The organism is Pseudomonas sp. GW823-FHT02C02 (genome assembly GCF_058797635.1).
This window is the reverse complement of the sequence record NZ_JBXAJV010000007.1, coordinates 107197-132746: the sequence shown is the minus strand read 5'-3', so window position 1 is coordinate 132746 and position 25550 is coordinate 107197. Positions and strand designations below refer to the sequence as shown.

Here is a 25550-nt window from a genome sequence, read left to right as displayed (position 1 = left end):
CCTGAAGGCGTGGGCCAGTCGGGCCCACGCGGTTGGATCAAAGGTCGTGGTGCAAATACTTGGCCTGTTTCGGCAGGCGCAGGCTGAACAGGAACGCCACCGCCATCATCACCGTCACGTACCAGTAGAAGGAGTTTTCAATGCCCGCGGCTTTAAGGCTCAGGGCGACGTATTCCGCCGAACCACCGAAGATCGCGTTGGCCACCGCATACGCCAGGCCGACACCGAGTGCGCGCACTTCCGGCGGGAACATCTCGGCTTTTACCAGGCCACTGATGGAGGTGTAGAAACTGACGATCGCCAGCGCCACGGTAATCAGCACAAAGGCCAGGAACGGACTGCTGACACTTTTCAGGCTCAGCAGAATCGGCACAGTACACAACGTACCCAATGCACCGAACCACAGCATCGAGTTACGGCGGCCGATCTTGTCCGCGAGCATGCCGAACAGCGGCTGCATGCACATATAAAGGAACAGCGCGCCGGTCATGATGTAACTGGCGGTCTTGGCGTGCATGCCGGCGGTGTTCACCAGGTACTTCTGCATGTACGTGGTGAACGTGTAGAAAATCAGCGAGCCACCGGCGGTGTAACCGAGCACGGTAATAAAGGCCGCTTTATGGTCGCGGAACAACGCGCGAATGCTGCCGGCGTCCTTGTTTTCACGCATTTCCTTGCTGGTGGTTTCCTTGAGCGAACGACGCAGGAACAGCGAGATCAATGCAGCCACTGCGCCGACCACAAACGGGATTCGCCAGCCGTAGGCACGCAGGTCATCTTCAGTGAGGAACTGTTGCAGGACCACCACCAGCGACACCGCCAGCAACTGCCCGCCAATCAGCGTCACGTACTGGAACGAGGCGAAGAAACCGCGCTGGCCCTTGAGGGCGACTTCGCTCATGTAGGTTGCGGTGGTGCCGTACTCACCGCCCACCGACAAGCCCTGCAGCAAACGGGCGAACAACAGCATGATCGGCGCCCAGACGCCGATGTCCTTGTAGGTCGGCAGGCAGGCGATGAGTAACGAGCCGAAACACATCATCAGAATCGAGATCAGCATCGAATTCTTGCGCCCGTGCTTGTCCGCGACACGGCCGAAAATCCAGCCGCCAATCGGCCGCATCAGGAACCCGGCCGCAAACACGCCGGCGGTATTCACCAGCTGCACAGTCGGGTTATCGGACGGGAAAAAGGCCGGCGCAAAGTAGATCGCGCAAAAGGCGTAGACGTAGAAGTCGAACCATTCAACGAGGTTGCCGGACGAGGCGCCGACAATGGCGAAGATCCGTTTGCTGCGCTCTTCGCCGGTGTAGTGCGCTGGAATAGCGGTAGGAGTTGTCATTGTTTTTCACTCTTTGGGGACCATGACATTCTAGACACACTTTGCAACAGTCCCGTTCCACAGTTGGCAATACTGTCCTCTGTAAGGAGTGAGCCGGCTCGCGATGGCGGAGTGTCATTCAGCACTGAAGGCACTGATACACCGCCATCGCGAGCAGGCTCACTCCTACAGGGATCTGCGGTGTTTTCAGTAGTCGAAGAACACCGTCTCGGCATCGGTGCCTTGCAGAATCACATTCCACTGGTACACACCCGACGCATCCTGCTTCGCCAGCAACGTACCCCGGCGCTCGGCCGGCACACACTCCAGCAACGGGTCGTCGACGTTAGCCGGTTCGCCCTCAAAGTAAATCCGCGTCAGCAAGTGCTTCACCAACCCGCGAGCGAACACCAGCACCACCAGGTGCGGCGCCTGGGTCGAGCCCTTCAGGCCTTCCACCGTTCCGGGTTTGATCGTGGTGAAACGAAAGCGCCCTTCGGCGTCCACCGGCACCCGGCCGAAGCCTTCGAAATTCGGGTCCAGGGGTTTGGCCTGGTCGTCTTCGGGGTGGTCGTACTTGCCGGCGGCGTTGGCCTGCCAGACTTCCAGCATCGCGTCGTTAACGAAATCGCCATTGCCATCGACGACTTGCCCGGTGATCGCCACGCGCTCGCCCAGGGTTTGTTCGACCGTCAGGTCTTCGCGGTTCAGCCAGGTCAAACCAATGTGGTAATACGGCCCGACGGTGTGGGATGTGGTCGCGTTCAGCGTCATCTTATTTCTCCATCGGCGTGGCTTCACGGCCGCGCAAGACGATGTCCCAGCGATAGCCGAGGGCATAGGAAGGGATGGTTTTTTCCAGGTCGAAACTGGCGATCAAACGCTCTTTGGCGCTGGTGTCCGGTACGCAGTTGTAGATCGGGTCATAAGCCAGCAGCGGGTCGCCGGGGAAATACATCTGCGTGACCAGCCGCGTCAGGATGCTCGGCCCAAACAGCGAGAAATGAATGTGCGCCGGACGCCAGGCGTTGTGGTGGTTGCCCCACGGGTAAGCGCCGGGCTTGATGGTCTGGAATTGATACCAACCATCGGCGTCGGTCACGGTGCGACCGGTACCGGTGAAGTTCGGGTCCAGCGGCGCGTCGTGCAGGTCGCGGGCATGGTTGTAGCGCCCGGCGGCATTGGCCTGCCAGATCTCCACCAGAATCCCCGGCACCGGCAAGCCGTCTTCATCCAGCACGCGGCCGTGGATGATGATGCGCTCGCCCAACGGTTCGCCCGCGTGCTGCACCGTCAGGTCGTTGTCCTTCTCGTTGATACGCTCGGCGCCGATGGTCGGGCCGGTAATTTCCGACAACGAATGCGGCAAAAACACCAACGGCTTGGACGGCGCGCGAAGGTTGGTGGATTGATAAGTCGGGTGCAGGTAGTCCGGCTGGGTGCCTTCCTGCGGGCGACGGTAACCAGGCTTGTCAGTCATTTCGCTTTCCTCTGTTCTTATTAGTCTGCCGGGCGTCAGACGCGTTCGATGGCCAAGGCCAGACCCTGGCCGACACCGACGCACATGGTCGCCAGGCCTTTGTTGCCGCCCGTTTTTTCAAGCTGATGCAACGCGGTCAGGACCAGGCGCGCACCGCTCATGCCCAACGGATGGCCCAAGGCAATGGCGCCACCGTTCGGGTTGACCTGGGCCGCGTCGTCCGCCAAGCCCAGCTCACGCAGTACCGCTAACCCTTGGCTGGCAAAGGCTTCATTGAGTTCGATCACATCGAAATCGCTGACGGCCAGCCCGAGGCGCTCGGTCAATTTGCGCACCGCCGGCACCGGGCCGATGCCCATTACCCGTGGCGCGACACCGGCGCTCGCCATACCCAGCACTTTGGCGCGGGCGGTCAGGCCGTGTTTCTTCACTGCTTCAGCGGAGGCCAGAATCAACGCTGCTGCGCCGTCGTTCACACCGGAAGCGTTGCCGGCGGTGACAGTTTTGCCTGGACCGTTGACGGGCTTCAGCTTGGCCAGGGTTTCCAGCGTGGTGTCGGCACGAGGATGCTCATCCTGGCTGACGACGGTTTCACCTTTCTTGTGGGCAATCCGCACTTCGACGATTTCTTCAGCGAAAAATCCTGCAGCTTGCGCGGCGGCTGTGCGTTGCTGGCTGCGCAGGGCGAAAGCGTCCTGATCCTCGCGAGACACTTCGTAATCGTCGGCCACGTTGTCGGCGGTCTGCGGCATCGCATCGACGCCGTATTGCGCTTTCATCAACGGGTTGATGAAGCGCCAGCCGATGGTGGTGTCTTCCAGCTTCATGTTGCGCGAGAACGCCGCATCAGCCTTACCCATCACGAAGGGTGCGCGGGACATAGACTCGACGCCGCCGGCAATTGCCAGCTCCATTTCGCCACTGGCGATTGCGCGGAAGGCGGTGCCGATCGCATCCATACCCGAGGCGCAGAGGCGATTGAGCGTGACGCCGGGAATGCTTTCCGGCAGCCCGGCCAGCAACAGCGCCATGCGGGCGACGTTGCGGTTGTCTTCGCCGGCCTGGTTGGCGCAGCCGAGGAACACCTCGTCCACTGCGTTCCAGTCCACCGACGGGTTGCGTTCCATCAAGGCCTTGATCGGCACGGCGGCGAGGTCGTCTGCACGCACCGCTGACAAGCCGCCGCCGAAACGGCCGATGGGGGTGCGAATCGCATCGCAGATATAAACGTCGCGCATCACGCTTCTCCCGGTGTCTGGCCGTGGGCGGCGGCGGTGCGGGCTTCCAGATCCCTGAGCGCCTTAAGCTCAACATCCGTTGGCTCAGCCGTATTTTCGACATTTCCTGCGAAGCGAATTGCCCAACCGGTGGCGGCAATCACTTGCTCGCGAGTCACGCCCGGGTGCAGCGCGGTGACCACGAATTCATGGGTGTCCGCTTCGGGCTCCATGATGCACAGGTCGGTAATGATGCCGACTGGCCCGGCGCCCGGAAGGCCGAGACGCTTGCGCGAATCACCGCCCTCGCCATGACCGACCGAGGTGATGAAGTCGAGTTTGTCGACGAAGGAGCGCGCCGATTGCTTGAGAATGATGAGTACGCTTTTCGCCGAGCCGGCAATTTCCGGCGCGCCACCGGCACCGGGCAGGCGGACTTTCGGTGCGTGGTAATCACCGACCACGGTGGTGTTGATGTTGCCGAAGCGGTCGACCTGCGCGGCGCCGAGAAAACCGACGTCGATGCGCCCGCCCTGCAACCAGTAGCGAAAAATCTCACCGGTCGGGACGACAGTGTCGGCGGTTTCCGCCAGTTCGCCGTCACCGATCGACAGCGGCAGTACGCTTGGCTTGGCACCGATCGGACCCGATTCGTAGATCAGGACCACATCCGGCGAAGACGTCAGGCGCGCCAGGTTGGCGGCTTTCGACGGCAGGCCGATGCCAACGAAGCACACCGAACCGTTCTTCAGGCGGCGGGCAGCGGCGACGGTCATCATTTCGTTGGTGGTGTAAGTCATTACTTGGCCTCCGAAGCAGCGGCCAGTTTGGCCTGGAACTCGCTGAAGTCAGCGCAGCCGTGGATGTATTCGTCGATCCACGCGGTGAAGGTTTCACGGTCGCGGGCAATCGGGTCCCAAGCCTGGTAGAAACGATTGTCGCGCTCGTTGTAACCGTGGGCGTAGGACGGATGCGCGCCGCCAGGCACATGGCAGACCGCGCTCAAGGCCCAGGTCGGCAGCACGCAAGAATTCATTGGTGCATTGAGGTCGTCGACGATTTCCTCGACGGTGACGATGCAACGCTTGGCCGCCAGCGCGGCTTCTTTTTGAACGCCGAGAATGCCCCACAGCAGCACGTTGCCTTTGCGGTCGGCTTTCTGCGCGTGAATCACGGTGATGTCCGGGCGTACCGAAGGCACGGCGGCCAACACTTCGCCGGTGAACGGGCAGGTGACGGTTTTGATCAGCGGGTTGACCTTCGGCAAGTCGGAACCGGCGTAGGCACGCAGTACCGCGAACGGTAGGCCGGAGGCGCCAGCGACGTAGGCATTGGCCAGGTCGGCGTGGCTATGCTCTTCGATTTCCAGCGCGTGCGGCCACTGCTTCTCGACCGCGTCACGCAGACGATGCAGCGAACCGACACCCGGGTTGCCGCCCCAGGAGAAAATCAGCTTGCGAGCACAACCGGCGCCGATCAACTGGTCGTAGATCAGGTCAGGCGTCATCCGCACCAGCGTCAGATCTTTCTTGCCCTGGCGAATGATTTCGTGACCGGCCGCCGTAGGGATCAGGTGAGTGAAGCCTTCGAGCGCGACGGTATCGCCGTCGTTGACGAATTGCTTCACCGCGTCGTGCAGCGAAAGGATTTCAGCCATGGGGCAGGCTCCCGTTTGTGATGAACCGACAGTGGTAGAAAAAGGCGCGATGCGCAGCGCCGGAATGACTGAAGGTTAAGCCTGTGCAAAACACCAAACAATCCGATAATCGACTAAGTGTTCGTTTATCGAACATATTGTTGTCTCGCTATCGATCCCAAAAAGCATCGCCGGAACGCCGCCCGGAGCCGGCTCACTCCTACAGGAGAACGCGATTGACTGTAGGACCGAGCCTGCTCGCGAAGAGGCCATCAAACCCGCTGAAGATTCCGGAGCCTGAACTCAGGTCGCATCCGCATGACTGACCATGCCCTTGATCACCACCGCCATGGTTGCCACCGCCGCCGGAATCACCAGCGCCGTCAGCACTTGTTCAAAGTTCCAGCCCAGGCCCAGCAATGTCGCACCCATCCAGGCCCCGAGAATCGCGCCGAAACGGCCAATCCCGAGCATCCACGACACCCCGGTCGCTCGCCCTTGCGTCGGATAAAACCGCGCTGCCAGCGACGGCATCGCCGATTGCGCACCGTTGACGCACATCCCGGCCACCAGCACCAATGTCGCCAAAATCGTGATATTGCCCAGGCTCTGCCCTACCGCGTAGGCAAACACCCCGGCCAGCAGGTAGAAAATGCCGATGACCTTGTGCGGATTAAACCGGTCCATCGCCCAGCCCACGCCCACTGCGCTCAACACCCCGCCAAACTGGAACAGGGCACCAATGAATGCCGCTTGTTCCATGCTCGCGCCACTGTCACGCATCAGCGTCGGCAACCAACTGGTCAGCAGGTAAACAATCACCAGCCCCATGAAGTAGGTCAGCCACAACAGCAAGGTGCCGGTGCTATAGGTGCCAGAGAAGATCACCGCGAACACGTTGCGCGCCTTCACGGTTTTCTGCTCCGGTACGCTGAAGCTCGACGCCTGAGCGACGACAGTGGGATCGATCGGTGCGAGAGCCTTGCGCACTTTGTCGGTGCCACGGTTGCGCACGACCAGGTAACGCGCCGATTCGGGCAGCCAGAACAGCAAGACGACGGTCAGGATCAACGGCAGAATCCCGCCGATCAGCAGCAGACTGTGCCAGCCGAAGGCCGGAATCAGCTTGGCCGAGATAAACCCGCCACCGGCCATGCCGAGGTTGAAGCCGCAGAACATGCTGGTCACCAGCAGGGATTTTTTGCGCTCCGGGGTGTATTCCGACAACAGCGTGGTGGCGTTCGGCATCCCGGCGCCAAGGCCCAGGCCGGTGAGGAAGCGCAGCACCAGCAGTTGGTCGACGTTGGTGCTGTACGCCGAGGCCAGGCTGAAAGCCCCGAACAACAATACCGCGCCGACCAGTACGACTTTTCGCCCAAAGCGGTCAGCCAAGGGACCGGAGCCCAGTGCGCCGAAGACCATGCCGATCAGCGCGGCACTCATTACCGGGCCGAGACTGGCGCGATCAATGCCCCAGTCCTGGGACAGGGCCGGCGCGATGAAGCCCATGGCCGCGGTATCGAGGCCATCAAGGAAGACAATCAGGAAACACAGGATCACCACTCGCCACTGGTAGCGCGAGATGGGTTGAGCATTGATGAAGGACTGCACGTCGAGGCAGTTTCCTACAGCAGACTGAGGCTGGTTCATTATTTTTATTCCACGCAAGAACGCAGTCGGACAGGTGCCAGCTCAGGGCTGGCGCTGCCGCGACAGTAATGATCCCGGGGAAACAGCGTCAATTCGATAAACGCGAGTCTGTGCGTTTATCGAACAGCTTAGGCAAACAACTGGGCGCTGAGGTCACGGCTGGCACTTAACAAACCGGGCAAGAAACGCTGCTCCAGCTCGTTGCGGCTGACTCGTCCGGCGTGGGTACTGACGTTGAGCGCGGCCACCACCTGGCCCGAAGCGTCGTACACCGGAACGGCAATCGAACGCAGGCCCTGCTCCAGTTCCTGATCGACGATGCACCAGCCTTGTTGCCGCACTTCCTGCAGACATTCGAGCAACGCCTCGGGTGTGTGCAAGGTTCGGCTGGTCTTGGCCTGGAACTCCGCATGGTCGAGGTATTCGCGCAGCGAGGTGTCGTCCAGTGCCGCAAGAAGGATCCGGCCCATCGACGTGCAATAGGCTGGCAACCGCCCGCCCACCGACAGGTCGACGGAAATCAGGCGCTGGGTGGTCGCCGAGCGGGCGATGTACAAAATGTCGTCGCCCTCCAGCGTGGCCATGTTGCAGGCCTCGTGAAGTTGCTCACTCATACGGTCCAGATACGGCTGGGCGGACACCGCCAAAGGCGTTGAGGACAAATAGGCATGGCCCAGCGTCAGCACTTTGGGCAGCAGCGAATAGGTGCGACCGTCGGTGGTGGCGTAGCCGAGTTTGATCAGGGTGTGCAGGCAACGTCGCACAGCGGCGCGGGGAATTTCCGTGCGGTGGCTGATCTGGGCAATGGTCAGGTGCCGTTTGCGCTCCTGGAACGCTTGAACCACCGCCAATCCCCGGGCCAGAGACGTCATGAAATCCGGATCGCCGGTCAGGGCCTGGATTCGCTTGGCGGGCGAGGCCACGATCGGCGGCGCCACTGAAGCGAAGGAGTTGCGCATTTGATCGTTCATATCAGGTCCTTTTCCCACACGGATCAGCGGCTATTACAAGCGGCTTCGGGTCCGGCACACAAGCCACAGGCTGCAAGATTGGGCGATTATCGAACCATCGACCGATAATCGCAATCGACCTCACAGGCGATGGCTACCTGCGCGCGCTGATTTGCGCAGCGCCCGCAACATGCTTTTATTCTTTACTGATTAAGGGCTGATGTAGTGGGATTAACTTGTTCGACTTTATGGCGTCAGAAAGACATCGTTGCACTGTGACATCACCCACACCCTAGTTACCTCTGAAAGTTGTGAGTAACAAAACAATCACACAGGTAGAACTACTTTTAACTCTCAAGCGATAGTGTTCTTCGGATCGACCGCTATAATGCACCTCAGTGGCGAAGCGGTTTTTACGTGCCGATCCCGCTATCCGGCAGCCCGGTATTCTATCGTCGCTGCCTGCAGCAAGCGCTTGACGCTCATTTCATATGCTCCGCCAACGCGCTCGCTGAAACAGGTAACTGATGCTACGTCAGCTGTTTTTCTCTGGTGCCGTGGCCGCCTGCAACATGGAAGTATTTTTCGCACGCCGTAGAAACGATGCCTTTATCGGGTATTGGCCTTTCGACGGGTGTGGTCAATAGGTTCCATGCAGCGCGTTTCACCAGAATTTATCTCAACTCATACAGGTAGCACTGTGACGAAAGACGAACTGCGCGCGGAACTTGAGCGCCAGGAACAACGTTACAAGGAAGTTTACGGCGGGGAAGTCACCACCTACGCCGCTCAGCCCGAACCCGAACGCAAACCCTGGCGTAAACGCGCCACCGTTCAGGATCAGGCATTCACCCAGGAATTGCAGAAGATGGAAAAGGAACTCAAAGCCGAAGAACCCTGAATACCTCGGCCTGAATCCTTCAAGGGTCTGCATCGGCACCCGTTAAAAGCGGGGTGTTCTGATGATGCCTTTCGCGCCCGCTACAAGCGGGCAGCGGTCACCTCACCCTACGGATGAGGCAAATGGCACTTGCCTGACCCTCTTCTCAGATATTTCACACAAGTGTTCAAGCCTCTCGGTCTCACGAGAGAAACCCTTGTGGCTGCGGCCTTTTCATCTGAATTCAATGACTTGCAAAACCCGGTAAAAACCTCGGCGATAGGCCATCGTCACAAATTAATTCGTTGAAGAATGTTACCGATGAGCACCTAGTGCATCGATTTGCAGTCTTTTCTGGCATAATCGCGCCCCCTTATGACCGGGTCAGAAAACCTTCATGATCGATTTATTCAGCGGACTTGATGCTTGGGTGCTTGTGAGCCTCTTGCTCGCCCTGGCCTTTGTCCTCGCCTTCGAGTTCATCAACGGCTTTCATGACACCGCTAACGCGGTGGCCACCGTTATCTACACCAAAGCCATGCCGCCTCATCTGGCGGTGTTCTTTTCCGGTGTGTTCAACTTTCTCGGCGTACTGCTGGGCGGTGTCGGCGTGGCGTATGCCATCGTCCACCTGCTGCCGGTAGAGCTGCTGATCAATGTGAACACCGGTCACGGGCTGGCCATGGTGTTCTCACTGCTCGCCGCCGCCATCACCTGGAACCTGGGCACCTGGTACTTCGGTATCCCGGCCTCCAGCTCCCACACGCTGATCGGTTCGATCCTCGGTGTCGGCCTGGCCAACGCGTTGATCAACGACATCCCGTTGGCCGATGGCGTGAACTGGCAGAAAGCGATCGACATCGGGGCGTCCCTGGTGTTCTCGCCGATGGCGGGTTTCCTGGTCGCAGCGCTGATATTGATCGGTCTTAAATGGTGGCGTCCTCTGTCGAAGATGCACAAGACACCGGAACAGCGCCGCAAGATCGACGACAAGAAACACCCGCCGTTCTGGAATCGCCTGGTGCTGGTGATCTCGGCCATGGCCGTGAGCTTCGTGCACGGTTCCAACGATGGCCAGAAAGGTATCGGCCTGATCATGCTGGTGCTGATCGGTATCGTGCCGGCGCAGTTCGTTCTCGACCTGGGCAGCACGACCTACCAGATCGAACGGACCCGCGATGCGACGTTGCACCTGAGCCAGTTCTACAAGCGTAACGCCGACACCTTGGGCGAGTACCTGGCCCTGGGCAAAAGCGTGGAAGGCGATCTGCCGGAGAAATTCCGTTGCAACCCGCAACAGACCGAACCGACCATCACCGCCCTCCTCGACACCCTTAAAGGTGTAGCGGATTACCACTCGCTGTCGCCGGAAAGCCGCATCGAAGTGCGTCGCTATCTGCTCTGCCTGGATGACACGGCGAAGAAAGTCGGCAAGCTGCCTGGCCTCGCTGCCCGTGAAAAGGCTGACCTGGACAAACTGCGCAAAGACCTGACCACCACCACCGAATACGCCCCGTTCTGGGTGATTCTGGCGGTCGCCCTGGCCCTGGGCCTGGGGACCATGGTCGGCTGGAAACGCGTGGTGCTGACCATCGGCGAGAAGATCGGCAAGCAGGGCATGACTTACTCCCAAGGCATGTCGGCACAGATCACCACCGCGAGCCTGATCGGCATGGCCAACATCTTCAGCCTGCCGGTCTCCACCACCCACGTCCTGTCCTCGGGTGTGGCGGGCACCATGGTCGCCAATAAAAGCGGCCTGCAAGGCGGCACCGTGAGAACCATCCTGCTGGCCTGGGTCCTGACCCTGCCCGCGACAGTGGCCTTGTCGGCCGGCCTGTTCTGGCTGGCATCGAAGGCACTGGGCAGCTGATACATGGCTGCGACAAAGAGGCGCGTTCCGTAAGGTTCGCGCCTTTTTTATGGCCTGCAGTCCGGCATTGCCGGGTCTGTTGAAAGAGATGGTTGGCCGTGAGGACGCCTTCGCGGGCAAGCCTCGCTCCTACAGTGGGACGGTGCCCACCGAACGCTTCTCACCACTCATTAGGCCGAGCGTTAGCTCGCCTGCTCTTGATCTGCCCGCCCCTTCGGGAGGCTGAGTGGAGGCGTTCATCTGGGGGGGGACGCGTAGCGCCGTGCGGCGAAGCCGCACACATCGAGAGGAGGTCGAAGCGAAGCCGACCGGAGGCGATGCCCCCAGATGAATGCCGGAGCGAAGGAACGCCGAGCCTAGGCGAGGGGCCGGACGTTCGGGGCGAGCCTCTTTTTGCTTACTTTTTTTTGGCGTTTGAAAAAAAAGTGAGTCGCCGTAAGGGCGAAACCATAAGCGGCCATTACCGCAGGAATGGATATGTACACCACGCAGAGACAGGTCGGCTATCAGGCCGCCTTCGCAAACAGGCTCCACAGCCCCCCCATTACCAAATCGCAGGCGAAAAAAAGGGCAACCGAAGTTGCCCAAAATGCCTTGCGTGCTCATTACATCCAGAAAGAACTACGGCTTACGCTTATGCGAATCCTTCCAGATAAAAAATCCGAACCCTGCGAAAAACAGAACCATGAGGCCGACTGTCAGCACCCCGGCGATCACCACGTTGTCGAAAAACATGACGGCTCTCCTGCACTTGCCCTGTTGCGATAGGGCTAAGTTAACCAATCAGGCAGAAGAGAAAATTGACCAGGATCAATGTCGCCCAAGACAGGGCGTAAAGGAGGGGAAATAACTGACCTGCATCAACAGATGCAGGGTGTTTCAGCGCTTTTTCGGCTTGTTCTTCGGTTTCTTCTTGGCTTTACCCAACGGCATCGCCTGCTCAAACGCCTGACGCACTTCATTCAGACGCTTTTCATTAAGGTCATGAACCCGCTTGGCGCGTTCGGAATTGAGATCAATCAGCTTGTCGTCTTGGCTCATGGTGCTCAGTACATCGTATGGCAGGGTTGTCACAATAATGCGGTCTCACGGCAGCGCTGACCAGCCACAACCTCAAATCTGGATATCGACCCACAGCCCCTGGCGCGGCTGATCTTCCATCAACGGCGCCACCGGCACGGTATTATCGGCATTGAGCTCGTTACCGGGAATCGCCAGATGCTCTTCCGGATCTTCATCAGCCTCACGACGACGCCGTTCCCGCTCCTGCTTGCGCCGCTGTTCCTCGCGCAGCTGAAAAGCCGCCTCTTCGGGATCTCGCTGTTGCAGGTCGATGGTGTTTTCGTTGGAGCTTTCCTGCACCGGCACGACAGGCGGAATATCCGGGCGCTGGCGGATCGGGTCCTGCTGTGACGTGATCGGCACGGCACTCAAAGGGAGCATCGGTGGCAGCATAATTAATAGTCTCCTGTCAGCAGGCTGTCGGCTGCGGGGATGGCGACTTGAGCCATCGGTCGCAAACTGTGACCGGTTTGGCACCAATTGGTGCCCCGACCTGCAAGCATCGCGTCGCTGGGCTAACGTAAGAGTGCGAGTTTTTATGAGAGTCCTTTGGCCCTGAAGCCCTCATTCCGTTAAGATAGCCCGCTTTTTCAAGGTGGGAGTCAGGCAGCATGGCGCAGCAGTATCAACCGGGGCAACGCTGGATCAGTGACAGCGAAGCCGAGCTGGGTTTAGGCACCGTTCTGGCACAGGACGGCCGCTTGTTGACCGTGCTCTATCCGGCCACTGGCGAGACTCGCCAGTACGCGCTACGGAATGCGCCCCTCACCCGCGTGCGGTTTTCGCCGGGCGACTCCATCACTCACTTCGAAGGCTGGAAGCTGACCGTCCAGGAAGTCGACGACGTCGATGGCCTGCTGGTTTACCACGGCCTCAACGCGCAGAACGAAGTGGTTACCCTGCCGGAAACCCAACTGTCGAACTTCATTCAGTTCCGCCTGGCCAGCGACCGTTTATTCGCCGGGCAGATCGACCCGCTGGCCTGGTTCTCCCTGCGCTACAACACCCTGGAACACACCAGCCGCCAATTGCAGTCCGCGCTTTGGGGCCTCGGTGGCGTACGCGCGCAACCGATCGCGCACCAGTTGCACATCGCCCGTGAAGTCGCCGACCGCATTGCGCCACGGGTTCTGCTGGCCGATGAAGTGGGCCTGGGCAAAACCATCGAAGCCGGCCTGGTGATCCATCGCCAACTGCTCTCGGGCCGCGCCAACCGCGTGCTGATCCTGGTGCCGGAGAACCTGCAGCACCAGTGGCTGGTCGAGATGCGCCGCCGCTTTAACCTGCAAGTCGCGCTGTTCGACGAAGAACGCTTCATCGAAAGCGATGCCGCCAACCCATTTGAAGACACCCAGCTCGCGCTGGTTGCACTCGAGTGGCTGGTGGACGACGAAAAGGCCCAGGACGCGCTGTTCGCCGCCGGTTGGGACCTGCTGGTGGTCGACGAAGCGCACCACCTGGTGTGGCACGAAGACAAGGCCAGCCCTGAATACACCTTGGTCGAGCAACTGGCCGAAGTCATTCCCGGCGTCCTGTTGCTGACCGCGACCCCGGAACAACTGGGTCAGGACAGCCACTTTGCGCGCCTGCGCCTGCTTGACCCGAACCGTTTCCATGACCTGCACGCCTTCCGCGCCGAGAGCGAAAACTATCGCCCGGTGGCCGAAGCCGTTCAGGAGCTGCTGGACAAGGGGCGCCTGTCGCCGGAAGCGCACAAGACCATTCACGGTTTCCTTGGCAACGAAGGCGAAGCGCTGCTGACCGCCGTCAATGATGGCGACATCGAAGCCAGCGCCCGCCTGGTCCGCGAACTGCTGGACCGCCACGGCACCGGCCGCGTGCTGTTTCGCAACACCCGCGCCGCCGTGCAGGGTTTCCCGGAGCGCAAACTGCATCCGTACCCGCTGCCGTGCCCGGACGAATACCTCGAACTGCCGCTGGGCGATCACGCCGAGCTGTACCCGGAAGTCAGCTTCCAGGCCCAGCCGGACGCCAACGAAGAAGAACGCTGGTGGAAATTCGACCCGCGCGTCGAGTGGCTGATCGATCAGCTGAAGATGCTCAAGCGCACCAAAGTGCTGGTGATCTGCGCCCACGCTGAAACCGCCATGGACCTGGAAGACGCCCTGCGTGTGCGCTCCGGTATTCCGGCCACGGTCTTCCACGAAGGCATGAACATCCTTGAGCGTGACCGCGCCGCGGCCTACTTCGCCGACGAAGAATTTGGCGCACAGGTGCTGATCTGCTCGGAAATCGGCAGTGAAGGTCGTAACTTCCAGTTCTCGCACCACCTGGTGCTGTTCGATCTGCCATCCCACCCGGACTTGCTCGAGCAGCGTATCGGTCGTCTGGACCGGATCGGCCAGAAGCACATCATCGAACTGCACGTGCCGTATCTGGAAACCAGCCCTCAAGAACGGCTGTTCCAGTGGTACCACGAGGCGCTGAACGCGTTCCTCAACACCTGCCCGACCGGCAACGCCTTGCAGCATCAGTTCGGCCCGCGCCTGCTGCCGCTGCTGGAAAATGCCGACGATGGCGAGTGGCAAGCGCTGATCGACGAAGCCCGCGCCGAGCGTGAGCGCCTGGAAGCCGAGCTGCACACCGGCCGTGACCGCTTGCTGGAACTCAACTCCGGCGGCGCTGGCGAAGGTGATGCGCTGGTCGAGGACATTCTCGAACAAGACGATCAGTTCGCCCTGCCGATCTACATGGAAACCCTGTTCGACGCATTCGGCATCGACAGCGAAGACCATTCGGAAAACGCCCTGATCCTCAAGCCGAGCGAAAAAATGCTCGACGCCAGTTTCCCGCTGGGCGACGACGAAGGCGTGACCATCACTTACGACCGTAACCAGGCGCTGTCTCGCGAAGACATGCAGTTCATCACCTGGGAACACCCGATGGTGCAAGGCGGCATGGACCTGGTCTTGTCCGGTTCAATGGGCAACACCGCCGTGGCGCTGATCAAGAACAAGGCGCTGAAACCGGGCACCGTGTTGCTGGAACTGCTCTACGTCAGCGAAGTGGTTGCGCCGCGCTCGCTGCAACTGGGCCGTTACCTGCCGCCGGCCGCCCTGCGCTGCCTGCTCGATGCCAATGGCAACGACCTGTCGGCACGGGTGTCGTTCGAAACCTTGAACGATCAACTGGAAAGCGTGCCCCGCGCCAGCGCCAACAAGTTCATCCAGGCTCAGCGCGATCAACTGACGCCACGGATCAACGCCGGCGAAGAGAAGATCTTCCCGCGTCACGCCGAACGGGTTGCCGAAGCGCAACGTCGTCTGGCGGCCGATACCGACGAAGAGCTGGCACGTTTGACCGCACTGCAAGCGGTCAACCCGACCGTTCGCGACAGCGAACTGGTTGCCCTGCGCAAACAACGCGAGCAGGGTCTGGCGATGCTGGATAAAGCCGCGTTGCGGCTGGAAGCGATTCGGGTGTTGGTGGCGGGTTAACCCCCCCTGCTCCACCGCTGAAAACAAGAAGGCCCGCAGTGATGCGGGCCTTTTTTATTGCCTGAAATTTGATGCAGAGATGCTGATGGCCGCATCGCTGGCAGGAGCAGACTAGCGCCCACAGGGGATTTGTTAACGCTGTAGATCCAATGTGGGGGCCAGTCTGCTGGCGATAGCGATTATGCAGTCGCCACTGCAACATCAGATTCACCCACAGCGACCAACCCTTCCTTCATCCGCTTCGAATCCCGAACAAAACACCGCGAAGCCAAAAACAGAAACACCATGGTGAAAAACAGCGCCACCGGGATCAAGTACATCGCGTCATGCAAGCCGACCGCCTTGAACGCCTCGGTCATTTGCTCGGTGCCTGCCGCGGCCATCGCCGTGTGCGCGAAGTGGTCGGACAAACCACCCACCACCACCGGCCCCAAACCACCGCCCAGCAAGTACAACCCGGCGAAGAACAGCGCCATCGCCGTGGCCCGCAAGCGCGGTTCGACCACGTCCTGAATCGCCGTGTAAACGCAGGTATAGAAGTTGTAAGCAAACAGCCAACCCACGCTGAACACCGCCACGAACACCCCGATCTCGATCCGCCCGGCATGCAGCGCCCACGCGGTACACACCGTCGAGATGATCAGGCTGAATGCCGCAAACAGCAGGCGCCCATTGGCCACTCGCTGGTGAATCTTGTCGGCGACCCAGCCACCGAGCGTCAATCCGAACAAACCGGTCACGCCGACGATCACGCCGGTCGCCACCGCCGCTTCCTGCAACGGCATCAGGAAGTAACGCTGCAACATCGGCACCAGAAACGAGTTGCAGGCATAAGTAGCGAAGTTGAAGCACAACCCGGCCATGACCAGCCAAAGAAAGGTCGGCACTGCCAGAATTCGCCGGATCGGCTTGTCGACTTTCTCTTGCGAGACCTGCACGGTTTCTGCCGCGCCACGCTTCGGCTCTTTGATGAAGAACATGAAGATAGCGAGGATCAGCCCCGGCACCGCCGCGATGAAGAACGGTGCACGCCAGCTGTCGAACGCTTTGACCATTGCGCCAATGGTGAAGAACGCCAGCAGCAGGCCCAGTGGCAGACCGAGCATGAAAATGCCCATGGCCCGCGCGCGACGATGCGCCGGGAACAGGTCGCCGATCAGCGAGTTGGCGGCCGGCGCGTAACTGGCTTCGCCGACGCCGACGCCCATGCGCACGATCAGGAACGCCCAGAAATTGCCCACCAGCCCATTGACCGCCGTCAGACCGCTCCACGCCGCCAGGCCCCAGCCCATCAGCTTGCTGCGCGAACCGGTATCGGCCATGCGCCCCAGGGGCAAGCCGGCAATGGCGTAGACGATGGTGAATGCAGTACCGATGATCCCCAGCTGAAAGTCGCTGAGGTGCCATTCCATGCGGATGGGTTCGATGATGATGGCCGGGATGGTGCGATCGAAGAAGTTGAACAGATTGGCCAGGAACAGCAGGAACAGAATGCGCCAGGCATTCGCCGCTTGGGTCGAGTTCTGCATGGGGGTCCGTCTCTTTTATTGTTATTGGGGCTTCGCTGTCCCCGGAACCTCCAATCTAGACAGGCCCGCCGGAGCTGTCTGTAATTATTCGTAATGCTGATATCAACCCATGGAGCCAAATCCAAACCTGTGGGAGCGAGCTGATAGCGAAGAGGCCGGCACATTCAATACAGAGGGTGACTGATCCGCCGCTTTCGCGAGCAGGCTCGCTCCCACAAGGGATTCTGCAAGGCAAGTATTTCTCGCCATTGGTCACATGAAAAAATACTTTTTCGCCCCCTTCCCAAGTTCAAAGCGAAGCCTAGAATAGCGGCCTTGCCTGCCCCACCAATCCCCTATCCCTCTTTGATTATCGCCCATGTCCGAAGCCAGTCCGTGTCTGAATTGCGGTGCCTGCTGTTCTCATTTTCGCGTGTCTTTTTTCTGGGGTGAATGCACCTCGGCCGGGGGAACGGTGCCTGACGAGCTAGTCGCACCCATCAGCCCCAGCCGGGTGGCCATGCTGGGCACGGACTGCAAACCCACTCGCTGCGTCGGGCTGGTCGGCGAAGTCGGCAGCACCGTGCAATGCTCGATTTACGACCAACGTTCCAGCACCTGTCGGGAGTTCGACGCCTCCTGGGCCAACGGCGAGGCAAATGTGGATTGCGATGCGGCACGGGCAGCGTTCGGATTGCCGGCCCTGCAACCGGAATTCGAGTTCCCTTATGAGCAGATCGCCTGAATACCGGCGCCAGTAATTACAAAATGTTCGAATGCAATGTGCCACTACCGTTTGCACTCTTTGTGTGACCTCTATACTCCAAGACATTCGCCAGGGTTCATGGTGTCGGCTGGATAAATACGAGGCGTCCGATGGAGTGGCCAGCTTTATATTTCACGACTCAACTGCCTGAGACTGGCCAGGTCATCCTCAATTGCACCCATAACCCCTTTCTGGTGTTGCTGGCCTATGTGGTCGCCTGTGCGACCGGCTTCGCCACACTGGACATCACCGAACGGATCGGCCACGCCGAGAAAGCGGCGTCCCAACGTCTGTGGCGCTGGGTTGGTGCCGGGTGTCTGGCGGGCGGTATCTGGGCCATGCACTTTGTCAGCATGCTGGCCTTCCAGGCCCCGATCGAAATCCATTATCAGTTACCCGTCACCCTGATCTCGTTGCTGTTTGCACTGACAGCTTCGTGGCTGGCGATGCATACCCTCAGCCATCCTCATCTGACTTTCTGGAAAACACTGCGGGCCGCGGTATGGATCGGCCTGGGTATCGCGACCATGCATTACGTGGGTATGGCCGCGATGCGCTCCTACGCGACGGCCTATTACAACCCTGCCCTGTTCGCTCTCTCAATCGTGATCGCAATTGGCGCCAGCTTGGCGGCCCTGTTGATTTCCCGTCACCTGTGCGAGGGCAGCGGCGTGGTTCATCAACTGCTCAAATACACCGCCAGCCTGGTGCTCGGAGCCGGCATCGTCAGCATGCATTTCACTGGCATGGCGGCGCTCAACCTGGTACTTCCCATCGATAGCCCCCAGCCACTGCCCGACGACAACACCCACCTGCAACTGGGGCTGACAGTGGCGGTAATGACCTTGCTGATCATCGGCAGCAGCATCAGCGCGGCATTGGCCGACAAGAAGCTGCAACACAAGGAATCCGACCTGAAGCGGGTCAACATCCTGCTCAGCCAACTGGATCAGGCGCGCTTGTCGCTGCAACAGGTGGCGCACTACGACGCGCTGACCAACCTGATCAACCGCCGTGGCTTCAATCAGATTTTCGCCGAAAAACTGCTCGAAAAGACCAACGAAGGCGGGATGCTTGCCGTGATGTTCCTCGACATCGACCACTTCAAGCGGATCAACGACAGCCTGGGCCATGACGCCGGCGATGAATTGCTCAAGGTCCTGGCCAGCCATATCAAGGATTCGGTACGCAGCCATGACGATGTGGTGGCGCGCTTTGGCGGGGACGAGTTCTGCATCCTCATCGGGCTGCATGACCTTGAAGAAGCCCGGAGCATGGCCCAACGCATCATGCTGAAGATGAAAGAGCCCATCGAGCTGTCCGGCCGCAGCATGGTCATGACCACCAGCATCGGCATCAGCGTTTTTCCGCAAGATGGTACGACCTGCGAGGAGCTGCTGAAAAACGCCGACCTGGCGCTTTACCAGTCCAAGGGCAGCGGGCGCAACGGGCTGCATTTTTTCAGTCCACACATGAAAAACCGTGCCACGCTGGAGCTGCAACTCGAAGAAGAACTGCGGTACGCCCTGCGCAACGACGCCGGTCTGATCCTTTATTACCAACCGATCTACGACCTGAAAAGCGGCCAGGTCACCAAACTCGAAGCGCTGATTCGCTGGCAACACCCGGTCCACGGGTTGCTGGCACCGGATCGGTTCATTGCCATTGCCGAGGCCAACGGCCTGATCAACGAACTGGATAACTGGGTATTGCACAAGGCCTGTGAGGATCTTGGAGTGCTGTCTCGCCAGGGGCGCGAAGAACTCAAGATCGCCGTGAACTGCTCGCCGCTGAACCTCGCCCGCGAAGAGTTGGCCGATGAAATCGAAAACGCCCTGCGCATCGCCGGAGTGTCACCACAACGGCTGGAACTCGAAGTCACCGAAAACGCGCTGATGGGCAATCTCGCCAACACCCTGGCGTTGTTGAAGCAGATCCGTTCTCTCGGCGTCTCGCTCTCGATCGACGACTTCGGCACGGGCTATTCATCCCTGGCCTACCTCAAGCGCCTGCCGCTGAACACACTGAAAATCGACCGCTCGTTCATTCAGGACATCCCCAAGGCCATCCAGGACATGGAAATCGTCCACGCCATTATCATCATGGCCCACACCCTGCATTTACAGGTCGTCAGCGAGGGCGTCGAAACGCCCGAGCAACATGACTTTCTCGAACGCCAGGGCTGCGACCTGGTTCAAGGCCACCTGCTCAGCCGCCCGGTACCGCTGGCCGAGCTGCCTGCGGTGCTGGCCGAAATCAATCAGCGCAAACATTCACGCAGTGTCAGTTCTCTGAGCCTGGCTACGGTACAACTGCACTAACGTCGACGGATCCTTTTCCAAAAAGCCCTGCCCCCCATGCAGGCGCATCAGTTGTGCGGCCAAGCCGCTGATCGGCGTGGCCGAGCCCTGTTCGCGGGAGAATTTCACCGCGGTGTCGAGGTCTTTGAGCAGCGTACGCACGTGCCACTTCACCGGCTCGAAACGACTCTCGGCCATCTGCGGGGCGAGGATCTGCAGCGGTTTTGAATCAGCGAACCCTCCCGCCAGCGCCTCGGCGATCAGGCTGGCGTCAACCCCGGAGCGCTCGGCCAGTGCCACCACTTCAGCAATCACCAGTGCATTGCAGGCAACAATCATCTGATTACAGGCCTTGGTCACCTGCCCGGCGCCGACACCGCCCATGTGAGTCACCCGCTGACCGAGGTTCAACAGCACCGGCCTGACTCGCTCAAGGTCTGCCGCTTCGCCGCCGACCATAATGGCCAGGCTACCGGCCTCGGCACCGACGACCCCGCCGGACACCGGCGCATCCAGCCAACGCATGCCGCATTGGTCGACAAGCGCCGATGCCATGTCCCGCGTCGCCGTCGGTTCCAGACTGGAAAAGTCCACCAGCAACTGACCGCTTTTAGCGCCCTCGGCAATGCCAGCCGGACCGAAAACCACCTCGCGCACCACCGCCGTGTCCGCCAGGCACAGCATCACCACATCAGCGTGCTGACCCAATTCAGCCGCCGTTGCCACTTGCCGGGCGCCGGCCTCGACCAGCGCTGCGCACTTGGCCGGGTTGCGATTCCACACCGTCAGCGGATACCCCGCCGCCAACAGGCGGCGGCACATGGGCAAGCCCATCAGGCCGATTCCGGCAAAACTCAACGAAGGTAGCGTTGACATCATTTAGCCTTCTTTTTGATTAAAGATCGCAGAATATTGGCCGATTCATCATGACTAAGGAAAGGATTCCCCCGAGCGACGCTCAGGCTTAGTCCCTGACGCTTGGGTAAAATACGCGCTAAAAAAGTCGCGAGTTCCTATTCCGTGAAGGTTCGACGACACCGTGTCGCCGAGCCAACCAGCCCAGGTACATGGCGCCCAATGACCTCTAAAAATAATCCGGCCACTACGGTTTCCGACCTGACACTGAGCCCCGCGGCGAACAGCCCCTCATCGTCGAAGCCATTGATCCCGTCACGTCCTCTGGCCAGTCAGCAATACCTGTATTTCACCGAAACCAACACCGACCGCATCCTCGATAACCTCGATGGCCTGCGCGACATGGTGTTCCCGCGCCCACCGCACCTGGAAGGCGACAACGAACAGCACAGCGATCAGGAATTCCCGTCGGTGTGCCTGATCGGCCTGGGACGTTGCGGATCGAACATTGCGCTGGACGTCGCGGAGCTGGTGTACAACGCCCGCAAGTTTTACCTCAACGAATTCAACAACGAAGACCGTCTGTCGCCGGACAAACGCTACGCCGAAAAGGGCTACAGCCCGGCGCAGTGGATCCGCAACAACCTGCGCCTGGGGCCGAACAAGGCCACCAAACCGGTGTTCCTGGTCGAGCCGCTGGTGATGCTCGGCGACCTGGACAAAGACATCGCCGGTCGCATCCGTTTCTCGCGCAAGGGCGAAAAGAGTGGCTTCCTGCGCGACTACAGCAAAATGAAGATCATGGACTTGTCGGAAGTCCACGCCGGTGGCGCCGGTAACGCGCCGATCCTCGGTCAGTACCTGGCCAAGATCATCCTGAACAAGGACACCCAGCGTTTCTCCAGCCCGGACTGGAAAATGATTCACTCGTACCTGATCGACAGCTGCGGGATCAAGGCCAACCAGTCGCGCCTGTATTTCTCGATCTTCAGTGCCGGCGGCGGTACCGGTTCGGGCATGGCCTCGGAATTCGGCCTGGCCCAGCAACACTCGTACATGAACAAGACGTTCGACACCAAGCCGATGGATGAGCACGACGGCAAGAGCGGTCACTCCTTCGTCTTCGAGCCGATCTTCACCAGCGGCATCTGCGTGCTGCCGAACATTTCCGATCACCGCAGCGAAATGTCCGAGGCGCTGCACATCAACGCCGGTCGCCTGCTGTGCAAATACCTGTCGGAAGAGTGGGACTTCTCCTATAACTTCGCCAACGAAGACAGCAGCGAGGCCAGCGTCATGGGCCGGATCCGCCCATGGAACGCCATGATGCTGATCTCCAACGACATCATGCGGTATGCCGAAGAAAGCGATGACGGCAACATTCAGAACATCGACGTCAACGCGATGGAAAAGCACGCCAACCAATACATCTCGCAGCAGATTTTCAACATTCTGACGGCGCAGGCGGTCACGACTGACTACGACCAGAACTATTTCCGTCGCGCCGGCATCGACATCGGCGAAACCATTCGCCTCGACGCCAACGACCTGTTCATGAGCCTGGCCGGCCCGGTGGCGATTGCCTACGCCGAGTCCGTGGTGCCGGAAACCCCGCCGCCGAGCAGCGACAAGTTCAAGGTGTTCGAGAAAGAGCCACAGCGTCTGAACATCGACGACCTGTTCTTCCGTTCCATCGACCTGCCGCACTTCAACAAAGTGACCCAGGCGATCGAAGGCATCAGCCTGTTGCCGATCGAGTCCAAGCGCTATCGGGCCTCGCTGGAGCAGTACAAGAATTCCGGTTATGACGCGGCCGCGTTGCACGACCTGCACTTCTTCAAGAACTGCTCGTCGGTGGTGTCGATTGTCTCGCTGCCGAAAGACTACAAGCTGTCCTACATGGACTTGAACCGGTTGAAGACCCACCTCAACAGCCTGTTCCCCAACACTACGCTCAAGCGTTATGCCCTGGTGATCGGCGCTTCGGCCAACTTGTCGCTGACCACCCTGATCGCCAAGAGCCCGTGCCTGTCGGACGATTTCCTGACGCTGATCGTGGCCTTCATCAAGCGCTGCTTCGCGAAGAACCCGTACCGCTTCGACGACACCCTGGATAACTCGATCCTCGACTTCATCATCAATGAAGACTTCGACGAAGACCTGATCGACGATCTGCTGAACGAGTTCGAGAACCCGGCGAAGATCCTCGACACCAACTGGTACGCGATCAAACCGATGTACGAGAAGAAGTACCGCGAGCTGATCAACGACAAGGACAAATTCGTCTCGATCAACGACATTCGCCTGTCGCGCGACTGCGTGAAGAAGGCGATCAAGTACCTGCGTGAGATCTACCGTCACCGGATTGGCAAGACCAAGGTTATTTCGCTGAATAACCATACCGGTAAAACCTTCTAAAACCGCGTCGCGCCCAATCGCGAGCAGGCTCGCTCCCACAGGGATCGCATTTCTTCTGAAGAAACGCGGTTAAATGTGGGAGCGAGCCTGCTCGCGATGGCGGCATCGGATTCACCGAAAAACCCAACATCCAGAAACAATTAAGCAGCCCGAAGGCTGCTCAATAAACTGTTCCCGTTACGTTTACGTCACCCTCGCCAAGACCCTTCTGTGGCCTTTCTCTACGGCAACATGCCATCACGCTACTCACCTACACACTTTTGGTCGCCCGCCAGGCGCACCAATAAAGTGCGGACAGTCAGCTCGTCGCCCTTTCCTGGATCAGAATCCACGGTGAAACCACCACAGCCCACAGCTGCGGGTCGCGTTCAAAAAGATCCAGCGCCCGCGTTTCAGACAGCTTGGCGACCTTGTCGGCAGCCAGCCAGGCAGCCACTTTCTCACCTTCATCCGTCGCAACAGCTTGGGCAGCAGCGATCAAATCCAGGCCGGGATCGACCCACAATAGGGCACCCTTGGCAAAGAAGGGCTCCAACTCTTTCCACGTAATAGATGCGGTTTCACCAAGCAGCTTGGCATAGAGGGTGCTAGGTTCTTCATTCATGGGCACTGTCCGGAAAAGAAATCGACGCGAATGATAACGTCGGTGGTCTGGCAGAAAAACCCGGATGCAATTGAGTCACCGAAAGAAAAGAGCAGGAAAGCCAGGGAATGCTGCTGAATCAAGCAATTAGCCAGCTAACATCCCGCCGCTATTCTGTCTTTTTCTTTCAATTAAGCGACACCCTCAGGTTTTGCCCCCCGGCGCCAGCTTCCCAGGCTAACAATTGGCGCTCTACACTGTACCGGTACAGTTGTCGGGGGCATTTTCCGGAGGATATCGAAGATATCTGACCCGGTTCTGCTGCTACGGCGCCAGGACTATAAAAACTACAACAGTAAGAGTGGAGCACTATGACTAAGGCTACTAAGCAGATTTCCAAACTGTTTGCCGCTATGGTTCTGGCCGGGGTTGCCAGCCATTCGTTCGCAGCTGACACCATCAAGATCGGCATCGCCGGCCCTAAAACCGGCCCTGTAGCCCAATACGGCGACATGCAGTTCAGTGGCGCCAAAATGGCCATCGAACAGATCAACGCCAAAGGCGGCGTAGACGGCAAGAAACTCGAAGCCGTTGAATACGATGACGCCTGTGATCCAAAACAAGCGGTAGCTGTCGCGAACAAAGTCGTCAACGACGGCGTCAAGTTCGTGGTCGGTCACCTGTGCTCCAGCTCCACCCAACCGGCTTCGGACATTTACGAAGACGAAGGCGTGATCATGATCACCCCGGCTGCCACCAGCCCGGACATCACCGCCCGTGGTTACAAAATGGTGTTCCGCACCATCGGTCTGGACAGCGCCCAAGGCCCTGCCGCCGGTAACTACATCGCCGACTTCGTAAAACCGAAGATCGTTGCTGTCCTGCACGACAAACAGCAATACGGTGAAGGCATCGCCACCGCCGTTAAACAAACCCTCGAGAAAAAAGGCACCAAGGTTGCCGTGTTCGAAGGCATCAACGCCGGCGACAAGGACTTCTCGTCGATCATCCAGAAACTCAAGCAAGCCAACGTCGACTTCGTTTACTACGGTGGCTACCACCCTGAGCTGGGTCTGATCCTGCGCCAGGCGGATGAAAAAGGCCTGAAAGCCAAGTTCATGGGTCCGGAAGGCGTGGGTAACGACTCGATCTCGCAGATCGCTCAGAAAGCTTCGGAAGGTCTGCTGGTGACGCTGCCGAAATCCTTCGACCAGGATCCGGCCAACATCGCCCTGGCTGATGCGTTCAAAGCGAAGAAAGAAGATCCGAGCGGTCCGTTCGTGTTCCCGGCCTACTCGGCTGTGGAAGTGATTGCCGAAGGCATCAAGGCCGCCAAGTCCGAAGACACTGCCAAAGTGGCTGCTGCCATCCACGCAGGCACCTTCAAGACGCCTACCGGCGACCTGAGCTTCGACGACAAGGGCGACCTGAAAGACTTCAAATTTGTGGTTTACGAGTGGCACTTCGGCAAACCAAAAACTGAAGCCAAGCCTCAGTAAGGCGTTGCCTGACTGACTGCCAATAAAGCCCACGGCGTGCCGTGGGCTTTGTTTTACGAATGTATTGGGCCGCGCTGGCGTGATCCGCCAGTCT

The 25550-nt window shown here is 59.5% G+C and carries 21 protein-coding genes; 7 read left to right on the top strand and 14 right to left on the bottom strand.

What is annotated here, in order from left to right; genetic code table 11:
* Window positions 1-37 precede the first annotated feature (37 nt).
* The 8 genes from AC1ROI_RS14515 to pcaR all read right to left on the bottom strand — a co-directional run bounded on the left by AC1ROI_RS14515 (window position 38) and on the right by pcaR (window position 8275).
* Window positions 38-1342, bottom strand: a complete 1305-nt coding sequence (locus AC1ROI_RS14515) for an MFS family transporter (protein WP_010462539.1) — start codon at window positions 1340-1342, stop codon at window positions 38-40.
* Between the two features lie 186 nt (window positions 1343-1528).
* Window positions 1529-2095 carry a protocatechuate 3,4-dioxygenase subunit alpha gene (pcaG, locus tag AC1ROI_RS14510; RefSeq protein ID WP_077749557.1) on the bottom strand — a complete coding sequence of 189 codons (567 nt, stop codon included), beginning with the start codon at window positions 2093-2095 and terminating at the stop codon, window positions 1529-1531.
* A gap of 1 nt (window position 2096) precedes the next feature.
* On the bottom strand, window positions 2097-2801 hold the full coding sequence (gene pcaH / locus AC1ROI_RS14505) for a protocatechuate 3,4-dioxygenase subunit beta (protein WP_010462543.1): 705 nt from the start codon (window positions 2799-2801) through the stop codon (window positions 2097-2099).
* A 35-nt stretch (window positions 2802-2836) separates the two neighbouring features.
* On the bottom strand, window positions 2837-4042 hold the full coding sequence (gene pcaF / locus AC1ROI_RS14500) for a 3-oxoadipyl-CoA thiolase (protein WP_172962179.1): 1206 nt from the start codon (window positions 4040-4042) through the stop codon (window positions 2837-2839).
* Window positions 4039-4818, bottom strand: a complete 780-nt coding sequence (locus AC1ROI_RS14495; RefSeq protein ID WP_010462546.1) for a CoA-transferase subunit beta — start codon at window positions 4816-4818, stop codon at window positions 4039-4041. Before AC1ROI_RS14495 ends, pcaF begins: the two co-directional genes overlap by 4 nt.
* On the bottom strand, window positions 4818-5675 hold the full coding sequence (locus AC1ROI_RS14490; RefSeq protein ID WP_010462548.1) for a CoA transferase subunit A: 858 nt from the start codon (window positions 5673-5675) through the stop codon (window positions 4818-4820). The genes AC1ROI_RS14495 and AC1ROI_RS14490 overlap by 1 nt, the downstream gene beginning before the upstream one ends.
* Window positions 5676-5957: 282 nt before the next feature.
* Entirely contained in the window at window positions 5958-7304 is a 1347-nt protein-coding gene (gene pcaK, locus AC1ROI_RS14485) for a 4-hydroxybenzoate transporter PcaK (protein WP_010462550.1), read from the bottom strand.
* A gap of 128 nt (window positions 7305-7432) precedes the next feature.
* Window positions 7433-8275, bottom strand: a complete 843-nt coding sequence (gene pcaR, locus AC1ROI_RS14480) for a pca regulon transcriptional regulator PcaR (RefSeq protein ID WP_010462552.1) — start codon at window positions 8273-8275, stop codon at window positions 7433-7435.
* Window positions 8276-8954: 679 nt separating this feature from the next.
* Between pcaR and AC1ROI_RS14475 the strand changes: the two genes are divergently transcribed.
* Window positions 8955-9155: a hypothetical protein gene (locus AC1ROI_RS14475; RefSeq protein WP_007935837.1), complete on the top strand. Its 201-nt coding sequence runs from the start codon at window positions 8955-8957 to the stop codon at window positions 9153-9155.
* 376 nt (window positions 9156-9531) lie between these two features.
* Entirely contained in the window at window positions 9532-11007 is a 1476-nt protein-coding gene (locus tag AC1ROI_RS14470; protein ID WP_102595692.1) for an inorganic phosphate transporter, read from the top strand.
* Window positions 11008-11628: 621 nt separating this feature from the next.
* Here AC1ROI_RS14470 and ccoM read toward each other — a convergent pair.
* The 3 genes from ccoM to AC1ROI_RS14455 all read right to left on the bottom strand — a co-directional run bounded on the left by ccoM (window position 11629) and on the right by AC1ROI_RS14455 (window position 12462).
* On the bottom strand, window positions 11629-11742 hold the full coding sequence (gene ccoM / locus AC1ROI_RS14465; RefSeq protein ID WP_010462558.1) for a cytochrome c oxidase subunit CcoM: 114 nt from the start codon (window positions 11740-11742) through the stop codon (window positions 11629-11631).
* Between the two features lie 144 nt (window positions 11743-11886).
* On the bottom strand, window positions 11887-12048 hold the full coding sequence (locus AC1ROI_RS14460) for a hypothetical protein (protein WP_007935839.1): 162 nt from the start codon (window positions 12046-12048) through the stop codon (window positions 11887-11889).
* Window positions 12049-12120: 72 nt separating this feature from the next.
* A complete protein-coding gene (locus AC1ROI_RS14455; RefSeq protein WP_010462560.1) occupies window positions 12121-12462 on the bottom strand; it encodes a hypothetical protein in 342 nt (113 codons plus the stop codon).
* Between the two features lie 218 nt (window positions 12463-12680).
* Between AC1ROI_RS14455 and rapA the strand changes: the two genes are divergently transcribed.
* A complete protein-coding gene (gene rapA / locus AC1ROI_RS14450; RefSeq protein ID WP_010462562.1) occupies window positions 12681-15527 on the top strand; it encodes an RNA polymerase-associated protein RapA in 2847 nt (948 codons plus the stop codon).
* A gap of 179 nt (window positions 15528-15706) precedes the next feature.
* Here the strand turns inward: rapA and AC1ROI_RS14445 are convergent, their stop codons facing one another.
* Window positions 15707-17056 carry a spinster family MFS transporter gene (locus AC1ROI_RS14445; protein WP_077749560.1) on the bottom strand — a complete coding sequence of 450 codons (1350 nt, stop codon included), beginning with the start codon at window positions 17054-17056 and terminating at the stop codon, window positions 15707-15709.
* Window positions 17057-17414: 358 nt separating this feature from the next.
* On the opposite strand from AC1ROI_RS14445, the gene AC1ROI_RS14440 reads away from it, so the two are divergent.
* A complete protein-coding gene (locus AC1ROI_RS14440) occupies window positions 17415-17780 on the top strand; it encodes a YkgJ family cysteine cluster protein (RefSeq protein WP_042932325.1) in 366 nt (121 codons plus the stop codon).
* Between the two features lie 131 nt (window positions 17781-17911).
* Window positions 17912-20122 carry a putative bifunctional diguanylate cyclase/phosphodiesterase gene (locus tag AC1ROI_RS14435; protein WP_102595590.1) on the top strand — a complete coding sequence of 737 codons (2211 nt, stop codon included), beginning with the start codon at window positions 17912-17914 and terminating at the stop codon, window positions 20120-20122.
* On the opposite strand, the gene AC1ROI_RS14430 is transcribed toward AC1ROI_RS14435, so the two are convergent.
* Window positions 20075-20980, bottom strand: coding sequence for an NAD(P)-dependent oxidoreductase (locus tag AC1ROI_RS14430; protein WP_172962155.1), 906 nt, complete (start codon window positions 20978-20980; stop codon window positions 20075-20077). The genes AC1ROI_RS14435 and AC1ROI_RS14430 overlap by 48 nt on opposite strands.
* A 198-nt stretch (window positions 20981-21178) precedes the next feature.
* On the opposite strand from AC1ROI_RS14430, the gene AC1ROI_RS14425 reads away from it, so the two are divergent.
* A complete protein-coding gene (locus AC1ROI_RS14425) occupies window positions 21179-23374 on the top strand; it encodes a hypothetical protein (protein ID WP_077749561.1) in 2196 nt (731 codons plus the stop codon).
* Window positions 23375-23672: 298 nt separating this feature from the next.
* Here the strand turns inward: AC1ROI_RS14425 and AC1ROI_RS14420 are convergent, their stop codons facing one another.
* The gene (locus tag AC1ROI_RS14420) at window positions 23673-23978 is read right to left on the bottom strand and encodes a DUF2288 domain-containing protein (protein WP_010462574.1); all 306 of its coding nucleotides are present in this window, start codon (window positions 23976-23978) and stop codon (window positions 23673-23675) included.
* 350 nt (window positions 23979-24328) lie between these two features.
* Here AC1ROI_RS14420 and AC1ROI_RS14415 point away from each other — a divergent pair, with 350 nt between their 5' ends.
* Window positions 24329-25456, top strand: a complete 1128-nt coding sequence (locus AC1ROI_RS14415) for a branched-chain amino acid ABC transporter substrate-binding protein (RefSeq protein ID WP_010462576.1) — start codon at window positions 24329-24331, stop codon at window positions 25454-25456.
* The last annotated feature ends 94 nt before the right edge of the window (window positions 25457-25550 follow it).